Below are 17,554 nucleotides of genomic sequence, written 5' to 3'. Positions count from 1 at the left end.
ACAAACTAGCCGGATGCGCATAACATAATTTCTGAAACTGAAATACGAGGAATGGTTATCCACTTTTCACTTCGGCCTCTTTCGGGTCTTTTATCATCCACCCCGCCACCACGATGCCCACTTCATACAACAACCACAATGGTATGGCTAGCATGAACTGCGATACCACGTCCGGTGGGGTGAGGAGAGCACCGAGAATAAACGCTCCGACAATAACGTAAGGTCGGATTTCCTTGAGCTTGGCAATGCTTACCATATCCATTTTAACCAACACCACCACTGCCACCGGCACTTCGAAGGTAGTACCAAAGGCAAGGAACATCCCCATTACGAAACTCAGGTATTTGTCAATGTCGGTCATCACCGCGACGCCATGTGGTGCAGCACCACTGAAAAAACCAAATACCACGGGAAACACCACGAAATATGCAAATGTCATGCCGAAAAAAAACAACACCACACTGGCCGTAACGAGCGGCAACATCAGGCGTTTTTCATGTGCGTGCATGCCGGGCGCGACAAAAAGCCAAGCTTGGTACAATATATAAGGCAATGCAATCAGGAATGCAGCCATCATCGCCACTTTAAGGGGCACAAAAAATGGAGTAATAACATCAATAGCGATCATCTGCCCGCCTTTTGGCAACTTAGCGAGCATCGGTTCCGCGAGTAGCGCATAAAGATCACCTGCCCACGGAACAAGGCATATAAATACCAACAACAGCCCTCCAAAAGCATATAGAAGGCGAGTGCGCAATTCGAGCAGGTGGGAAATGAAGCTTTCGCTAGTACTCATTAATCAATGGGGAAACTTTTTTGCTCGGAAGTCATCTGCAACTCGGGCTGTGCCTGCTGTACGCTGGCTTGTTTAGGTTGAGTTACGGCACTAAGAGGTTGCTGCACTAACTGATCCTGCGACACCGTCTGATCGTTATTACTGACTTGCTGATCTGCTTTTTGCCTCAACTGACGCAATTTCTCCTCCTGAACATGCAATTTGCGAGCCGCCTCTTGCTGAGCATATAAATTACGTGTCGCCTCTTGATACGCTGATGAAAGCGTTTTAAATTCAAGCTCATCTGCCAGGCTCACACTGCTCGCACGCACTGAGCCCTCGATATTGTCGCCACCCTGTGTACTCAATGGTGGTGCGCCCTTATCTCTTTCGCTAGCCTTGGGGAAGTTTTTCTGCTCTAAAGTGCTCTGCTGCACGGTGGATTGCACATCAGAATTCAATTGCGATTGTTGATTGATGCTCTCCCTAGCCTGCTCCACTTGCTGATTGAGAGACTGCGTGACTTCTTGCGCATGCAGGTTAAGGGTTTGAGTGACCTGATTCACTGCCTCTTCGGCACTCTTGTATTCCTTTTGTACCTTTTCCTGCAACTGGCGCAATTCCTCAATTCCTATGTCCCGCGCGATGTCAGCCTTGACGCTGCTGATGTAGCGTTGCCCACGGCCCAGCAAATGACCAAGGGTACGCGCCACCTTGGGCAGACGTTCCGGGCCGATGACGATGAAGGCGACCACCGCAATCACCATCATCTCGGAGAAATTAACATCAAACATGGCTGCTAAGTCAATCTATGCGTTGGTGTGACTCTTGTCTTTAACTTCGCCTTCGATGGTCTGACCACCCTGTTCCACTTGCTTGTGGGTGTCATCTTTGGACACTTCTGGCTCTGAGCGCATACCTTCCTTAAAGCCCTTCATCGCGCCTCCCAGATCGCTGCCCATATTGCGCAGTTTCTTGGTACCAAAAATAAGGATAACAACTAACAATACAATCAACCAGTGCCAAATACTGAATGAACCCATTTTTATTTCTCCTAAAAGTTTAAGTGGCGTTAATCCCGCCGCACCATGGGTGGAATGTTGCCACCAATGATATGAATATGCAGATGAAACACTTCCTGCCCTCCACCGATGCCTGTGTTTATGACGGTGCGAAAGCCGTTGTTCAACCCCTGCTCTTTTGCCAATTTAGGCGTCAGCAACAACATTTTTCCAAGTAGCGCCATATGACTGTCATTGGCTTCCATCAGTGATGCCAAGTGCAGCTTGGGGATCAGCATTATATGCACCTGCGCGATTGGGTGGATGTCGTGGAAGGCAAGCAACTCGCCGTCATCATACACCTTTCGGCAAGGGATTTCACCGCGAACTATCTTGCAAAAAATGCAGTTATCCACTTTTGCCTCCTAGACCTCACTCCAACTCCTGATAACCTGATGACGAGAACTAGTAGACACGTGCCATACCGGTAAATTCACTCCTGACAATGAATAAATAAAATCTAGGAGCCGTTACCCTTACGACTGGCCTTCTCATCAAGTCCGGAAACCCCTACCCGTTGTTCTAACTCCTTCAGCACATCGTTTACGCACAAGCCATGCTGCGCCAGCAATACCATACAATGAAACCACAAATCAGCGGTTTCATATACCAAATGTTGGTTATCGCCGCTTTTAGCGGCCAGCAGTACTTCGGTGGCTTCTTCGCCGACTTTTTTCAGGATGGCATCTTCGCCTTTGCTCAACAGTTTAGCTACATATGAGCTTTCAACTGCTGCGCCTTTGCGCGCCACTATTGTTTCCATCAATTTTTGAAGAATATCGTTCCTCATTGCTTATGATTTCTTCTGGTAAATTTCGTCGGGCGCTTTAAGCACCGGGTCGATTTCCACCCACCTATCTTTTTCCAGGCGACTGAAAAAGCAACTGGCTCGCCCGGTATGACAGGCGATTCCGCCAACCTGCTCCACTTTCAATAACACCGCATCGCCATCACAATCAAGGCGAATCTCCTGCACCCGCTGAATATTGCCGGATTCTTCGCCCTTGTGCCACAGCTTTTTACGCGAGCGCGACCAATATGTCGCCTCGCCCGACTGGACGGTACGCTCAAAAGCCTCGCGGTTCATCCACGCCATCATTAGCACGCAACCTGTACTTGCATCCTGTGCGATGACTGGCACCAACCCATCTGCCGCCCAGCTAATTTTATTCGACCAGGTATCGCTCATAACCGCACCTCAATACCTTGTTGCGCCATATATTGCTTGGCTTGTTGTATCGTGTATTCGCCATAGTGAAAAATACTGGCCGCCAACACCGCATCCGCGCCACCCAGCTTCACACCGTCCACCAAGTGCTGTAGAGTGCCCGCGCCACCGCTGGCAATGAGGGGAATTTCCAGCGCATCCGTCACCATGCGAATAAGTTGTAAATCATACCCAATTTTGCTGCCGTCACGATCCATACTGGTAAGCAGAATTTCTCCCGCGCCCAGTGTCTGCATCTTTTTAGCCCATTCCACCACGCCCAAACCGGTAGCCTTGCGTCCGCCATGGGTGAAGACCTCCCAACGACCAGGCTGAATCTGTTTGGCATCTATTGCCACCACGATACATTGCGAGCCATAGCGCCCTGCCGCGTCCGCCACCAATTGCGGATTGAGCACGGCAGATGTATTAATGCTTACCTTGTCGGCACCCGCGTTAAGCAGGTTGCGCACATCTTCCACTTGGCGCACACCGCCACCCACAGTGAGAGGAATAAAAACCTGCTCGGCCACCTGCTCAATGATGCGAAACAGAATACCACGGTCATCGGAGCTGGCGGTGATGTCAAGAAATGTTAACTCGTCTGCGCCCTGCTCGTCGTATCGGCGCGCGATTTCTACCGGGTCGCCTGCATCGCGCAACTCAACAAAGTGGACGCCTTTGACCACGCGGCCAGCGGTTACGTCTAGACAAGGAATGATACGTTTGGCCAGCATATTATTTAAGTGAGTGAAGAGAAAATGGAAGCCTCGACACTTAGCTCTTCACATTTCTATTTGTAGTTAGTTTATCCGCCAACTTTTGTGCCGCGGCAAAGTTCAAAGTCTCTTCATAGATGGCCCGGCCAGTTATCGCGCCAGCAATACCATCGTCCTGTACCGCGCACAGCGCATGAACATCGTCGAGATTGGTGATGCCGCCGCTGGCAATGACTGGTACAGTAAGTTCACGCGCCAATTCCACAGTAGCGGGAATATTTACGCCGGATAACATGCCATCACGCCCAATGTCAGTGTAAATGATGGCTTCAATGCCATAACCTTCAAAACGCTTAGCCAGGTCAAGCACGTCATGTTTAGTCACCTTAGACCAGCCGTCCACCGCCACCTTGCCAGCATTGGCATCGAGACCTACCATGACGTGACCTGGGAAAGCATCGCAGGCTTCATGCAGAAAACCCGGAGTCTTCACCGCTGCAGTGCCTATAATGACATACGCTACTCCAATATCGAGGTAACGTTCTATGGTTTCCAGATCGCGAATGCCACCACCTAGCTGAATTGGTACATCCAGCCCAACCGCTTCCACGATGCTGCGGACAGCCGCCTCGTTCTTAGGCTTGCCGGCAAAAGCGCCGTTCAGATCAACCAGGTGTAGGCGGCGCGCACCCTGTTTTAACCAATGTAGCGCCATCGCTGCAGGGTCTTCGGAAAACACCGTGGCGTCTTCCATCACCCCTTGGCGCAGGCGTACGCAATGTCCATCTTTTAAATCAATCGCGGGAATAATCAGCATGGCAGCACTATACAATATGAACAAAAATAAAAAAATTAAACTGGTACCCAATTCACAAAGTTTTTCAGCAATATCAATCCGGCACCTTGGCTCTTCTCTGGATGAAACTGCACGGCAAATAAATTATCGCGCGCCACGGCACAGACAAACGGTTGTGGATAGCAACTAGTAGCCTGCACAAACTGCGCATCCTGTGGACAAACATAGTAACTATGCACAAAATAAAAGCGCGCGTTTTGATCTATGCCTTCCCATAGCGGATGGTTGCCATGCTGCACTTGATTCCACCCCATATGCGGCACCTTCAGCTTATTGTTTTGTGCATCGCACAAATTGCTGGCGAAACGCACTACCCTGCCAGGCAGGATGGCCAATCCCGGAATATCACCTTCCTCACTGTGTTCAAACAACATTTGCAGGCCGATACAGATACCGAGAAAAGGCTTGGTCCGCGCCGCATGCAGCACTGCCGCACGCAACCCGCGCGCCTCCAGTTCGCGAATACAGTCTGGCATCGCACCTTGGCCAGGGAAAACCACACGCGCCGCCTGTTCGACTTCTTGCGGGTCGTCGGTCACCACGATAGACGCAGTTGGCGCAATGGTGCGCAATGCTTGGTGCACCGAGCGTAGATTGCCCATGCCGTAATCAATTATCGCGATATCTACCATAGCTGTAAGTGATTTTTTATAAATCTAGATCCATGGCATGCAACACTCAATTTTATTGAGCACATTATCTCATTTATTACTTTGTTTATCGAAGCGCTTGAGAATCTTTACAATGTACCCTTTGTGGAAGGCATCATGCCTGCCATACGCGGATCGACCTCCAGCGCCATGCGCAAAGCACGACCGAATGCCTTGAACACAGTTTCCGCCTGGTGGTGAGCATTTTTACCAACCAGATTGTCGATATGCAATGTCACCAGCGCATGATTGACGAAGCCTTGGAAAAACTCATGGACCAAGTCCACATCAAACTCACCTATATTGGAACGCACAAAGTTCACATTGAACACCAAACCGGGACGGCCGGAAATGTCCAGCACCACGCGCGACAGCGCCTCATCTAGTGGCACATAAGCATGGCCGTAACGACGCAATCCCTTTTTGTCTTCTACCGCTTGGCTGAACGCTTGACCAAGAGTGATGCCGATATCCTCGACTGTGTGATGCGCATCAATGTGAAGATCACCCTTGGCAACAATGTCCAAATCAACCATGCCATGACGTGCAACTTGATCAAGCATATGCTCGAGAAAAGGCAAACCGGTATCAAATTTGACCTTGCCGCTACCATCTAAATCCAGCTTGATGGTGATCTGGGTTTCCAGGGTGTTACGTGTAACTTGCGCACTACGCATAATTTTCCCTAATGGACAGCCTAAACAAATTGATGAATACTTTCCTGCAGTGCCCGGATGAACTGCTCGTTCTCCTGCGGAGTGCCCACCGTTACGCGCAGACAATCAACCAATAGCGGGTGGGATTTGTTCAAATTCTTGATTAGCACACCCCGTTTTTTCAGCCCCTGAAAAATCTTATCCGCATGCATCACTCGGAATAAGATGAAATTGGCGTCACTCACATAAGGTCGTACATCCGCTACCCCAACCAGACGCTCATATAACCAAGCACGATCCTGTTTGATCTGCTCAGCCTGCCGCAACAGCACGTCGTGATGCAGCAACAATTTTTCCGCCACCCGTTGCGTCAGCACATTTATATTATACGGCAAACGGAGCTTTTCTAACTGCGCTAGCCACGCCTTGCTACCCACCATAAAGCCTATACGCAAACCAGCCATGCCAAGCTTGGAGAATGTGCGCATCACCAGCAGATTGGGGTAACGCGTCAGCATGGGCATAAAACTAGCATTGGCAAAAGCATAATAGGCTTCATCCACCACCACCAAGCCGGGGGCAGCCTCAATAATTTGAGCAATAGCTTCTGCATCAAACAGATTTCCAGTGGGATTATTTGGATAGGACAAAAACACTAGCGCAGGCTGATGATGTTGCATGGCAGTCAACATGGCAGGCAAATCCAGCGCAAAATCTTCTGTCAGCGGCACGCCGACATACTGCATCCCAGTGAAAGCCGCGATCATTTTATACATCACAAATGATGGCTCAACGCTTAATAATGTAGCATCCGGCTTAGCGACCGCAAGTGCTAACAACTGAATGATCTCATCCGACCCATTTCCAAGTAACATATCCACGCTCTCCGGCAAGCGGGTCACGGCGCGTATGCTGGCCTTAAGTCGCTGAGCATCGGCGTCAGGGTATCGGTTGATGGCGGCATCCGCCACCAGACGGGCGATCTCCTCACGCAATGACTGTGGCAATGGATAAGGATTCTCCATCGCATCAAGCTTGACCATGCCAGTGCTGTCGGACACAGGGTAAGCTTGCAGATCAAGCACTTCTTGACGGAGCAAGCTTTCAGGTGTTACACCAAAATTGGTTGAAGACATGGATTATCGGTGCTGTTAGACAGCGGTATTTTATCCTAATCGCGCTAGATTCTGGTCAAATTTCCTTTGACAGTGCAATTATTTGTTGCTCAAGCCAGCGCTTCCAACCACGCCATGTCGAGCACAACTGCGATCAAGCTGGGATAGCCGGCAGCCACCTCATGCAAGATGACAATATCAATAGCTTGAAATATGCCAGCAACAAATAGATTTGTCCGATATTGCAGCACATAAACTGTTCGCTTTTGATTTCTCCATTTTCTGGGAGAACTTACACAGCAGCCTGGAGCTGTTGCGCGAACAAACATTCTTGCATATCGCAATCAGCCAACTCCCCGGCCGTGGAATATCGCTGGCACACCATCCGGGTCACGATGCACCCGTACCCTGGCTTTCACGAAATGGCCGCGGTGCTGATGTACCGGAATCTGTAGCTGGAGATTCTCAAACGACACGCAGCATTCTACGTTGTTCGCTCAAGTTGTTCGCATGGGATGCCTTCACAGGCTTCTTTAAATCTCATTTTTTGAATCTCCTGTAGCAATTTCGCTTGGTTCATCTCTGCCCCTTCCAAGGCTGAGTTAAATCGGACAATCATGTGCTACAAGCCCGTGCGATCCATTTGCTCGCTACACAGGAAAAACAAACAATTGCTAAAGTTAGCAAGCCTTTGTATAATTCGCTCTTTATTGCAAAAGAAATTCTCAAGGAATCGCCATGGCAAACACTGCACAAGCTAGAAAACGCGCAAGGCAAGCGAACAAACAGCGCGAACATAACACAAGTCTGCGCTCTGAACTGCGTACTGCAATCAAAAAAGTGGCGAAAGCCATTGAAGTTGGCGACAAAGCTGTGGCACAAGCCGTTTTCATTGAATCCGCCAGTATCGTAGATTCCATCGCCGACAAAAAGATCATTCACAAAAATAAGGCTGCGCGTCACAAGAGCCGTTTATCTGCTGCCATCAAGGCAATGGCTTAAACATAGCTGCACGCACTCCCAAATAAGCCGACAGCACATGCTGTCGGCTTTATGTTTTAGTTCACCAAAATTATGGATCACATAGATCACCCACGGCGAATATCCAAGCTGACCCGCACACACTAATATTTAATTGCACAAGTTAATAATAGTATTGCAGAGCTGAGCACCCTTGACTTCTCGCTTGCGCCAGCCGAATAACGATACATTTTTATTGTATGCAGTCGTGAAGTCTTTAATGACTTGCGTAAGCTTGCTGATGCTTTCGCAGCTTGCTTCCCGCAGTGCTTTGCGCTGCAAACTCCTGTTCTTTTGTGCTGAATAGTTTCACTGCAACTCGGGACATGGGACACCTCCGGCAATAAGCCCTAAAGATAATATATTGTTTAATATATTTTATTAATGCAATTAGATTGCTGACGTCCTTATTAATAAAGTGCAATATAAATTTTCCCCTTGCACAATCCAGGCAATTTAGCTCAATATACGCGTTTTCCTGAACCCAATACGGCGGCCATGCCGCCGTCTGTCATTCTATCTATCTATGTCACATTTGATGAACACCTATGCTCGCCTGCCAGTCGCCTTCACGCACGGAGAAGGCGTTTGGCTGTGGGACAGCAATGGCAAACACTACCTTGATGCGCTGTCCGGCATCGCTGTCAACACTCTTGGACATGCTCATCCACGCTTAACTACAGCGCTTAAGGAGCAAATCAGCAAACTGATACATGTTTCCAACTTGTATCAGATAAGCGAGCAGGAAGCTGTAGCCGACAAGCTGTGCGAGCTGGCCAACATGCAAGAGGTGTTCTTGTGCAATTCTGGCTGCGAGGCAAATGAAGCTGCGATCAAGTTGGCACGTCTATATGGCCATCAGCAAGGCATTGAAAATCCAGCCATTATCGTAATGGAGAAAGCATTTCATGGCCGCACTTTGGCTACACTGTCCGCCACCGGCAACCGCAAAGTACAGGCGGGATTCGAGCCACTGGTGAAAGGTTTTGTGCGCGTTCCTTATAATGACCTGGATGCCATACATCAGGTCGCCGAACACAACCCCGATGTCGTAGCGGTTCTGATCGAGCCCATTCAAGGCGAAGGCGGAATCCGCACCTTGGATATCCATTATCTCGAACAACTGCGCAAAATCTGTGACCAGCACAACTGGCTGTTGATGCTGGATGAAGTGCAATGCGGTATTGGCCGTACCGGCAAATGGTTCGCCCACCAGCATACGGGCATTCTGCCGGACGTAATGACACTAGCCAAAGGTATCGGCTCCGGCATACCTGTCGGCGCCTGTCTAGCCGCTGGCAAGGCGGCAGGCACCTTTAAGCCGGGCAATCATGGCTCTACTTTCGGCGGCAACCCATTGGCATGTGTAGCTGTGCTAACCACGCTGGCGATAATGGAAGAAGACCAGCTGGTAGCGAGTGCCGCCACGGTAGGCGAATTCCTACAGCAGGGCTTCCGTACACGCCTGGCCAAAGTGGCTGGCGTGGTGGAAATTCGGGGGCAGGGGCTGATTATTGGCATTGAACTGAACAGGAGCTGCGGGGAACTGGTTAAGCAAGCCTTGGCGCAAGGGCTGTTGATCAACGTCACCGATGACAACGTTATCCGGCTGCTACCCGCAATGGTGTTCACTTCCGCAGAAGCGCTGCAATTACTGGACAAGCTATGCCCGCTGATTACCAATTTTCTGGCGCAAGGCGCATAACGTGAGCATTAAACATTTTTTACAATTCAAAGACTTTACCCGTGCGGAGTTCGAACACATGTTCGCTCGCGCGCACATCATCAAGCAGCGCTTTAAAACCTACCAGCTCTATCATCCGCTAGTGGATCGCACTTTAGTGATGATTTTTGAGAAAAGCTCCACGCGTACGCGCCTATCGTTTGAGGCAGGTATGCAACAACTTGGCGGCAACGCCATTTACCTCAACACGCGCGATTCGCAACTGGGACGCGGCGAGCCGGTGGAAGACGCGGCGCAAGTTATCTCTCGCATGAGTGACCTGGTAATGATCCGTACTTTCGAACAGGAAATTATCGAACGCTTTGCCGCAAATTCGAGAGTGCCGGTGATTAACGGCTTGACCAATGAATACCATCCCTGTCAGATATTGGCTGACATCTACACCTATATCGAGCAGCGCGGCTCCATTCAGGGCAAAACCGTAGCGTGGATTGGCGATTCCAACAATGTATGCAATACCTGGTTGCAAGCAGCGGAGGTGTTCGACTTCAACGTCCATGTTTCCACCCCTCCTGGCTATGAAGTTGAGCCAGAACGTGCCGGACTATTCGGCGAAGACCACTATGAGGAATTTGCTGACCCGATGGACGCGGCGCGCAATGCCGACCTTGTCACCACCGATGTCTGGACCAGCATGGGCTTTGAGCGCGAGAACGATGCGCGCCGCAAAGCATTCGCCGACTGGATTGTGGATGCAGAAATGATGGCCGTCGCCAAACCGGATGCGCTGTTCATGCATTGCCTGCCGGCACATCGCGGCGAGGAAGTGGACGCCGCCGTAATCGACGGCGCGCAAAGCGCGGTATGGGATGAAGCAGAGAATAGATTACATGTACAAAAAGCACTGATGGAATATCTGCTATTAGGTAATGTGAATAACTAAAAGCAAAAATGCAGGGTGCGCTTGTGTACCCTGTTTTCATTGGTGGTTTATTAAACTGAGAAAAACGAAATGAGCGAAATCAAAAAAGTCGTCCTCGCCTACTCTGGCGGACTGGATACCTCAGTAATCCTGAAATGGTTACAGGATACCTATCAGTGCGAGGTAGTGACCTTCACTGCCGATATTGGTCAAGGTGAAGAACTCGAACCCGCGCGCAAAAAAGCTTTGCAGTTCGGCATTAAGCCGGAAAATATTTTCATCGACGATCTGCGCGACGAATTCGTACGCGACTTTGTATTCCCGATGTTCCGCGCCAACACCGTGTATGAAGGCGAATATCTGCTCGGCACCTCGATCGCGCGCCCGCTAATCGCCAAGCGCCAAATTGAGATCGCCAGGCAAACGGGCGCGGAAGCGGTGTCGCACGGCGCCACCGGCAAGGGCAACGATCAGGTGCGTTTCGAGCTAGGCTATTACGCACTTAACCCGAACATCAAGGTAATCGCGCCGTGGCGCGAGTGGGACTTACTCTCGCGCGAAAAACTAATGGCATACGCTGAAAAACACAGCATCCCCGTAGATATGAAGCACAAGCAGGGCGGATCGCCTTATTCGATGGATGCAAACCTGCTGCATATCAGCTTTGAAGGACGCCATCTGGAAAACCCCGCCGCCGAAGCTGAGGAAAGCATGTGGCGCTGGACAGTGTCACCGGAGCAAGCGCCAGATGCGGCTGAATATATTGATATTGAATTCGAGCGCGGCGACATTGTCGGCCTCAACGGATCGCACATGAGCCCGGCCCAGATACTCACCATGCTTAATAAGTTGGGCGGCAAACACGGCATTGGCCGTCTTGATCTGGTAGAGAACCGCTACGTCGGCATGAAATCACGCGGCTGCTATGAAACCCCCGGCGGAACCATAATGCTCAAGGCACATCGCGCAATAGAATCCATCACGATGGATCGCGAAGTTGCGCACCTGAAAGATGATTTGATGCCGCGCTATGCCAGTATGATTTACAACGGCTATTGGTGGAGTCCAGAACGCCGCTCACTGCAAACACTTATAGATCACACGCAGCAAAAAGTTAACGGCTGGGTGCGCATCAAGCTATACAAGGGTAATGTCATCGTGGTGGGACGCGATTCCAAAACTGATTCGCTGTTTGACCCGAACATCGCTACTTTCGAAGACGACAAAGGCGCCTACGACCAGAAGGACGCCGCCGGGTTTATCAAGCTGAACGCTCTTAGAATGCGCATTGCAGCTAAGCTAGGGCAGTAGATAATACCTGTTCTAAACGCTTTATGTTTAGATAACATTTTGAATAAATTTAATTAAATTTAATTAAATTTAATTAAATTTAATTAAATTAAATAATTCCCAATCAGGAGTATCCATGTCCCAATTCGATAACGTTAGCGTCGTTAAAAAAGCCAATGTGTTCTTCGACGGTAAGTGCGTGTCACACTCCGTCCTGTTCCCTGATGGCACACGCAAGACCGTCGGAGTGATAATGCCGGGCAGCCAGCTCACTTTTAACGTCAACACCCCGGAACTAATGGAAATTACCAGTGGCACCTGTCAAGTTAAAATAGCAGGCGACAACGACGCCAAAACCTACACTGCCGGTATGCAGTTCAATGTGGCTGCTAACAGCAGCTTTGAAATACATGCGCAGGATGCAGTCAATTACGTTTGCAGTTTTGGTTAGCGAATCGAATCCACTCGTAGCGCCCCTCATCAAGCATTTCCTCCGTCTGAAAAAGAAGGTTAATGCAGATAAAATTTAAGGAGAACTGCAATGCCATCATTCGACATCGTATCCGAAGTGGACAAGACGGAAGTTAAAAATGCAGTCGAGCAGACCAACAAAGAAGTTAGCACTCGCTTTGATTTCAAGGGTTCAGATGCTCGCGTGGAGCAGGCAGAGTTAGTACTCACCGTACATGCTGACAATGAATTTCAACTGAACCAGGTACAGGATATTCTTAATGCCAAACTTACCAAGCGAGGCGTGGACATCAAGTGCTTGGAGATTAGCGATAAAATTGAGAAGGTCAGCGGTAACAAGATTAAACGTTCCTGCACCGTGAAGGTGGGAGTTGAAATTGAACTGGCGAAAAAAATCGTCAAATTCGTCAAGGACAGTAAAATGAAAGTACAGGCCAGCATACAAGGCGACACGGTGCGCATAACTGGCAGTAAGCGCGACGATCTGCAAGCTGCCATTCAGCTGATACGCGCTTCCATCACTGACTTTCCGCTGCAATACCAAAACTTTCGCGACTGAAAAGATATTATTGTGAAATTAAGCCTTGCTTCATATTCTTGCCAAGTATTTCCTTAACTCACAGCTACTACAACGCACTCATTTATCAAAATTCATTCATCTTTATCCTTAAATTTGAAACGGCAAACATTGCCGCCTTTAGCCATACATTCCTCGTGAATAACCGTACTGTCTGTAAAGGTCGATAATAACGCCAGATCAAACTGGCAAATCTCCGGTTTTTTCATGGCGAGATTGTGAAAAATGCAGTTATCCGCTTCAATTGTGGGCGCATCGCTATTAACAGCAAAGCTCCTCGTGTTATAACCAAGCTCTTCCATCACCTCAGAAAGCTTTTCCACCTTTTGCTCGCGCGTTTTAAGTGCTGAATTTTGGCTGAGTAGCTGCTGAGCAACCCCCATCCCCATAGCACCCAATCTTTCCCTCAACCCCGCCACGCCAGATTCTTGAGTGATTGATTCGACCATCAGTTGAGCAAACCAGGAATAATTGCGCGGGAAGAACTCCTTGCCTTCATCAGTAAGTACATAAAGCTGTTCCGGACGTCCCCCAGAAGGGCGGGTCACTCCTTCAGTGACTATTCCGTTGTTCTCCAATGCGGATACGTGCTGGCGAACGGCGTTTCGGGAAATTTTTAGATATTCCGAGAGTTCATCTAAAGTTAAACCGCCCTTATTCTTTAGCAGGAGCTTTAAAAGCTCTTGCTGACGACTCCCAAATAATTCAAGCATTCCGTACTCCTTTAGTGCATTGGGCTCCCTCTAAGGAGATATTTTGCATTTTACTCCAGACCGTAAGAAGAGAAAAAATATACGGCTCTATGTGAAATAGAGTGGGTAATAAAATTCAACCTCCGCAGAAAAAGTAAATCCGCTCATCCTTCGACAAGCTCAGGACGAACGGATTTTTTGTTGACCACTTTTTATTTTACAATCACTCGTCCACGCATACTGGGATGAAAATCACACGAATAATTCTGTACTCCCGCTGAGTCAAATAACACTTCGTGTTTTTCGCCACCTTTTATGATGCCGGAAGGAACAAAGTGTGCATTTTTATCAGGTGTTACGGTATGAGGAACTTCATCCTTATTAATAAAAATTACGCTCTGCCCACGTTTTATCCGTATCTTATCGGGTTGAAATTGGAAGGCATCAATCGTAACCGTAATGGGTATGCGCCCTCCAGTTGCCTTATTAGGAGCGGCTGACCCCGTCATCGAAATAGCTGCCAACCCCAAATATGCTCCTGTAAGTAACGTAAGGGGCATCCTCATGGTACGCGCCTTGCTGATTAGACGGACAGTATCCACTGGCTGCGAGTTTCTTTGCTGAGTTGCGCAGCCGGTACGGCATGGATCGTCGAATCAAGCGTGCCAAACACCGCGCGAATTGCTGCGGCATGTGCTGATTCATCTGGCAAGATAGTCAGTCCGGCAGCGACCAACGCGGGGGTACGCAGTTTGCTGACGGCACTGGCGTAGGCAAGCACCGCATCCACCTCTAGCGCAAGTGCAAGTTTAGCGATATTGGCGTCACTATCAAGATTACCTTCCCCTGCCTTGATATAAGCAGAAAGATCGTATGTTCCCTTTGCATTGGTCGGTGTGCCACCTAGGCTTTTAATCGTGGATATGAAGATATCCCGATGCTTAATGTGATCAGCCTGATTACGCAATGCCAGGGACTTAATGACATTTCCCACCTTGCTGTCGCTCAGCTTTCCCGCTGCCACACCATATGCCCAAATTGCTTGATTTTCAAGGTCCAAGGCCGCATTTAAAATAGCCATGTCGTGCTTTGTATCACTTCCTGTATTCGCATTTGCGCTATTGAGAGTGGTTAAGCTAAGCGCAGCGAGTGCACTTACAGCAAAGCCTGTTTTAAGGGCGACACGACGAGAATTGTCAGGTACGTTGTTAATATTTTCCATAGTTGTCTCCTAAGTTTAGTGGCCAATTAAGTTTGGTTCGTTAATTAATAACGAACCAAACGCATCTTACGTGAACAATGAAATATATACAACATATGTTTATGTTATAACTTATTAAACATTTATAACAATCAAGATTGTTCTCTAACCAACTGATTATAAAAATGTTGCCGTAGAGAACGGGTTTTCATCTATCCTCACTGATCTGCAGTGCATGCAGTTTTGCGAATTTCCGCCAGTCAGTGACATGGCATGCAAGATATGGTTGTGCATGGGCTGCATGACTGGCGCCTGCCAGTGCTTTTCCTGGGCTGAATGGTGTGAAGGTGGTCGACTATTTTGCACTTGGTCTATAATTGCTGCCAATGTTTCAGCAATGGGCAATATGAAAAAATTTCTAAAATATAGTTTATGGTCAGTGGTTGTGGTGGTCGCCATTGCGATTGCCGGTGTAATTTATATCGCTGCCACATTTAACCCCAACGATTACAAAACCCAGATCATCAAGCTGGTAAAAGATAAGCAGCAACGTACTCTCAAGCTGGATGGCGATATCAAACTGGTTTTCTTCCCCAGCATAGGCGCCGATATTGGCAAGGTATCATTATCTGAATTTCAGAACGACAAAGAATTTATGTACATTGACAGTGCGCGCGTCTCGCTGGCGGTGTTGCCGCTACTATCCAGTCAAGTGGTTGTGGACGAAGTTTCGATCAGTGGCCTGAAGGCGACTCTGGTGAAATTCAAGAACGGCAAGACCAACATTGATGACCTGTTGAGCAAAAAAGAGACTGACGAAGAAAAAAAGCCGCTTGAATTCGACATAGCCTCAGTGCGCGTGGAAGACTCAGAGCTGACCTACCTGGATGAAACCAAGGGTGCGCAATATGTGCTGAAAGGCTTCAACCTTAATACCGGACGTATTGCCAACGGTGTGCCGGGCAAAATTGATTTTGCTGCAGTAATTCAATCCAGCAAACCCAAGCTGGACATAGCTGCACAAATGAAAACCACATTCACTTTCGATCTAAAAAAACAACTATTTCAAATGGAAGGGCTGGAGTTGCAGGCCAAGGGCGCAGCACTCGACATCAGTAATCTGTCAGTTTTGGCTAACGGCAATATCAGCGCGAATTTTGACACGCAAGAATTTTCCACGAAAAAGTTAGCGGTTACGGCCACTGGCGTGCAAGGCAAAAATAACTTCGATGCCAAACTGGATGCGCCTGCATTAAATCTGGTTAAGAATAACTTCACTGGCGACAAGCTAACATTAAACGTCAAGTTGGATAGTGCATTCGGCAACATCGTGGCCAGTCTTGCTCTGCTTGATTTGGCCGGCAATCCTCAATCCTTCAAGAGCAGCGCACTTGCGTTAGAGCTGGATATGAAGCAACCCGAACAGGCATTTAAGATAAAGCTCGGCTCGCCTGTAACTGGCAATATCGAACAGCAGCAGCTCAACCTTTCCAATCTGACCCTCGCAGTAAATGCAACTGGTAACAAGCTGCCGAATAATTCAGTCAGCGGCGAAATGAAGGGTAGTGTGCAAATAGATGGCGGCCGCCAGAGCGTTCAGGCCAACCTCGTGGGTGGGCTGCTACAAAGCCAGGTTAAAGCCAAGGTGGCAGTCAATGGTTTTCAAGATCCAGCCATACGCTTCGACATAGATGTAGACCAGTTTGATGCTGATTTATATCTGCCGAAGGAGGCAGCAAGCGTTGCCAAGAAACCTGCCCCGGCGGAGCAGCCACTTGATTTGGCTGCTCTGAAAAAACTTAATCTTGAAGGCGGATTACGCATCGGAGCGCTTAAAATCGCCAATGTGAAACTTTCACAAGTACGCCTCGACGTGAAAGCACATAACGGCTTGATAACAATCAGCCCACTATCTACCAATCTGTATCAGGGCAGCATGAAAGGCAGCCTGAAAGTAAATGCGCAGACTACGCCTCACATCGCTATAAACCAGAATCTGAGTGGCATCAATATCGCGCCATTGCTCAAGGATGCTGCCAACTTCGACACATTGGAAGGCAAGGGCAATGTCGCGCTTAATCTAGCCGCCCATGGCAACACCATCAGTGCGCTTAAGAAGGCACTCAACGGCAACATGTCACTAAACCTGACGGATGGTGCGATCAAAGGCATCAACATTGCCAAAACCCTGCGCGACGCGCAGGGCATGCTGAGCATAAAAGGTGCAACGGCACAAACCCAATCCGTTAACAAGGCCGAAAAAACGGACTTCAGCGAACTCAAAGCCAGCTTCAAAGTTAACAACGGTGTGGCACACAACGATGACCTCTTGATAAAATCGCCGCTGCTACGTCTGTCAGGCAATGGAGATATCAACATTGGCAACGACACCATCAATTATCTGGCTAATGCCACACTGGCGAAAACGCTGAAAGGCCAGGGCGGCAAAGACATCGTTGGCGGCATCACTGTCCCGGTGCGTTTAAGCGGGCCGTTTAACAACTTGAAATACACGTTGGACTTTGGCGCGATGGTGTCAGATGTTGCCAAGCAAAAAATCGAAGCCCAGAAGGAAAGAATTAAAACCAAGCTGCAGGATCAGCTCCAGGACAAGCTAAAAGGGCTCTTCAAATAATTCCATGCTCATAGCCTGTAAAA

General features: G+C 48.8%; 22 protein-coding genes. 8 read left to right on the top strand and 14 right to left on the bottom strand.

The features are described from left to right. Positions 1-55: 55 nt before the first annotated feature. The 11 genes from tatC to hisC form a co-directional block, all read right to left on the bottom strand. Positions 56-796 (bottom strand): twin-arginine translocase subunit TatC, encoded by a 741-nt coding sequence (gene tatC / locus MJ768_RS06680; protein ID WP_239289221.1) that lies wholly within the window; start codon positions 794-796, stop codon positions 56-58. Further along, positions 796-1,569, bottom strand: a complete 774-nt coding sequence (gene tatB, locus MJ768_RS06675) for a Sec-independent protein translocase protein TatB (protein WP_239289210.1) — start codon at positions 1,567-1,569, stop codon at positions 796-798. Before tatB ends, tatC begins: the two co-directional genes overlap by 1 nt. Before the next feature lie 15 nt (positions 1,570-1,584). Then, on the bottom strand, positions 1,585-1,818 hold the full coding sequence (gene tatA, locus MJ768_RS06670) for a Sec-independent protein translocase subunit TatA (RefSeq protein WP_239289198.1): 234 nt from the start codon (positions 1,816-1,818) through the stop codon (positions 1,585-1,587). 29 nt (positions 1,819-1,847) lie between these two features. Further along, complete coding sequence (locus tag MJ768_RS06665) at positions 1,848-2,192, bottom strand: histidine triad nucleotide-binding protein (RefSeq protein WP_239289196.1); 345 nt, start codon at positions 2,190-2,192, stop codon at positions 1,848-1,850. Between the two features lie 104 nt (positions 2,193-2,296). Beyond that, on the bottom strand, positions 2,297-2,626 hold the full coding sequence (locus tag MJ768_RS06660; protein WP_239289194.1) for a phosphoribosyl-ATP diphosphatase: 330 nt from the start codon (positions 2,624-2,626) through the stop codon (positions 2,297-2,299). 3 nt (positions 2,627-2,629) lie between these two features. Next, positions 2,630-3,025 carry a phosphoribosyl-AMP cyclohydrolase gene (gene hisI, locus MJ768_RS06655; RefSeq protein ID WP_239289192.1) on the bottom strand — a complete coding sequence of 132 codons (396 nt, stop codon included), beginning with the start codon at positions 3,023-3,025 and terminating at the stop codon, positions 2,630-2,632. Continuing rightward, entirely contained in the window at positions 3,022-3,780 is a 759-nt protein-coding gene (hisF, locus tag MJ768_RS06650; protein WP_239289183.1) for an imidazole glycerol phosphate synthase subunit HisF, read from the bottom strand. The genes hisI and hisF overlap by 4 nt, the downstream gene beginning before the upstream one ends. Before the next feature lie 40 nt (positions 3,781-3,820). Beyond that, on the bottom strand, positions 3,821-4,579 hold the full coding sequence (gene hisA / locus MJ768_RS06645; RefSeq protein ID WP_239289174.1) for a 1-(5-phosphoribosyl)-5-[(5-phosphoribosylamino)methylideneamino]imidazole-4-carboxamide isomerase: 759 nt from the start codon (positions 4,577-4,579) through the stop codon (positions 3,821-3,823). Between the two features lie 35 nt (positions 4,580-4,614). After that, positions 4,615-5,250, bottom strand: a complete 636-nt coding sequence (gene hisH, locus MJ768_RS06640; protein ID WP_239289165.1) for an imidazole glycerol phosphate synthase subunit HisH — start codon at positions 5,248-5,250, stop codon at positions 4,615-4,617. Positions 5,251-5,357: 107 nt separating this feature from the next. Further along, positions 5,358-5,945, bottom strand: coding sequence for an imidazoleglycerol-phosphate dehydratase HisB (gene hisB / locus MJ768_RS06635; protein WP_173054718.1), 588 nt, complete (start codon positions 5,943-5,945; stop codon positions 5,358-5,360). A gap of 20 nt (positions 5,946-5,965) precedes the next feature. Then, on the bottom strand, positions 5,966-7,060 hold the full coding sequence (hisC, locus tag MJ768_RS06630; protein ID WP_239289163.1) for a histidinol-phosphate transaminase: 1,095 nt from the start codon (positions 7,058-7,060) through the stop codon (positions 5,966-5,968). 211 nt (positions 7,061-7,271) lie between these two features. Between hisC and MJ768_RS06625 the strand changes: the two genes are divergently transcribed. The 7 genes from MJ768_RS06625 (at position 7,272) to MJ768_RS06595 (ending at position 12,985) form a co-directional block, all read left to right on the top strand. After that, positions 7,272-7,601: a hypothetical protein gene (locus tag MJ768_RS06625; RefSeq protein WP_239289161.1), complete on the top strand. Its 330-nt coding sequence runs from the start codon at positions 7,272-7,274 to the stop codon at positions 7,599-7,601. A 176-nt stretch (positions 7,602-7,777) separates the two neighbouring features. After that, the gene (gene rpsT, locus MJ768_RS06620; protein ID WP_239289159.1) at positions 7,778-8,041 is read left to right on the top strand and encodes a 30S ribosomal protein S20; all 264 of its coding nucleotides are present in this window, start codon (positions 7,778-7,780) and stop codon (positions 8,039-8,041) included. Between the two features lie 544 nt (positions 8,042-8,585). Continuing rightward, entirely contained in the window at positions 8,586-9,764 is a 1,179-nt protein-coding gene (locus MJ768_RS06615) for an aspartate aminotransferase family protein (RefSeq protein ID WP_239289157.1), read from the top strand. Between the two features lies 1 nt (position 9,765). Then, entirely contained in the window at positions 9,766-10,686 is a 921-nt protein-coding gene (argF, locus tag MJ768_RS06610) for an ornithine carbamoyltransferase (RefSeq protein WP_239289155.1), read from the top strand. Positions 10,687-10,755: 69 nt separating this feature from the next. Then, positions 10,756-11,976, top strand: a complete 1,221-nt coding sequence (locus MJ768_RS06605) for an argininosuccinate synthase (protein ID WP_239289153.1) — start codon at positions 10,756-10,758, stop codon at positions 11,974-11,976. A 115-nt stretch (positions 11,977-12,091) separates the two neighbouring features. After that, entirely contained in the window at positions 12,092-12,406 is a 315-nt protein-coding gene (gene ppnP, locus MJ768_RS06600; protein WP_239289151.1) for a pyrimidine/purine nucleoside phosphorylase, read from the top strand. A gap of 90 nt (positions 12,407-12,496) precedes the next feature. Further along, the gene (locus tag MJ768_RS06595; protein ID WP_239289149.1) at positions 12,497-12,985 is read left to right on the top strand and encodes a YajQ family cyclic di-GMP-binding protein; all 489 of its coding nucleotides are present in this window, start codon (positions 12,497-12,499) and stop codon (positions 12,983-12,985) included. 92 nt (positions 12,986-13,077) lie between these two features. Here the strand turns inward: MJ768_RS06595 and MJ768_RS06590 are convergent, their stop codons facing one another. From MJ768_RS06590 to MJ768_RS06580, 3 genes are all read right to left on the bottom strand, one after another. After that, positions 13,078-13,716: a helix-turn-helix transcriptional regulator gene (locus MJ768_RS06590; protein ID WP_239289147.1), complete on the bottom strand. Its 639-nt coding sequence runs from the start codon at positions 13,714-13,716 to the stop codon at positions 13,078-13,080. A 191-nt stretch (positions 13,717-13,907) separates the two neighbouring features. Continuing rightward, positions 13,908-14,261 carry a plastocyanin/azurin family copper-binding protein gene (locus tag MJ768_RS06585; protein ID WP_239289145.1) on the bottom strand — a complete coding sequence of 118 codons (354 nt, stop codon included), beginning with the start codon at positions 14,259-14,261 and terminating at the stop codon, positions 13,908-13,910. A 17-nt stretch (positions 14,262-14,278) separates the two neighbouring features. Continuing rightward, positions 14,279-14,917: a DUF4439 domain-containing protein gene (locus tag MJ768_RS06580; protein WP_239289143.1), complete on the bottom strand. Its 639-nt coding sequence runs from the start codon at positions 14,915-14,917 to the stop codon at positions 14,279-14,281. A gap of 385 nt (positions 14,918-15,302) precedes the next feature. Here MJ768_RS06580 and MJ768_RS06575 point away from each other — a divergent pair, with 385 nt between their 5' ends. Next, on the top strand, positions 15,303-17,531 hold the full coding sequence (locus tag MJ768_RS06575) for an AsmA family protein (RefSeq protein WP_239289141.1): 2,229 nt from the start codon (positions 15,303-15,305) through the stop codon (positions 17,529-17,531). Positions 17,532-17,554: the final 23 nt, after the last annotated feature.

Source organism: Candidatus Nitrotoga sp. 1052, assembly GCF_927312905.1.
In the GTDB taxonomy this organism is placed as follows: domain Bacteria; phylum Pseudomonadota; class Gammaproteobacteria; order Burkholderiales; family Gallionellaceae; genus Nitrotoga.
The sequence above is the reverse complement of the archived record's forward strand: the minus strand, read 5'-3'. Positions and strand labels throughout refer to the sequence as shown.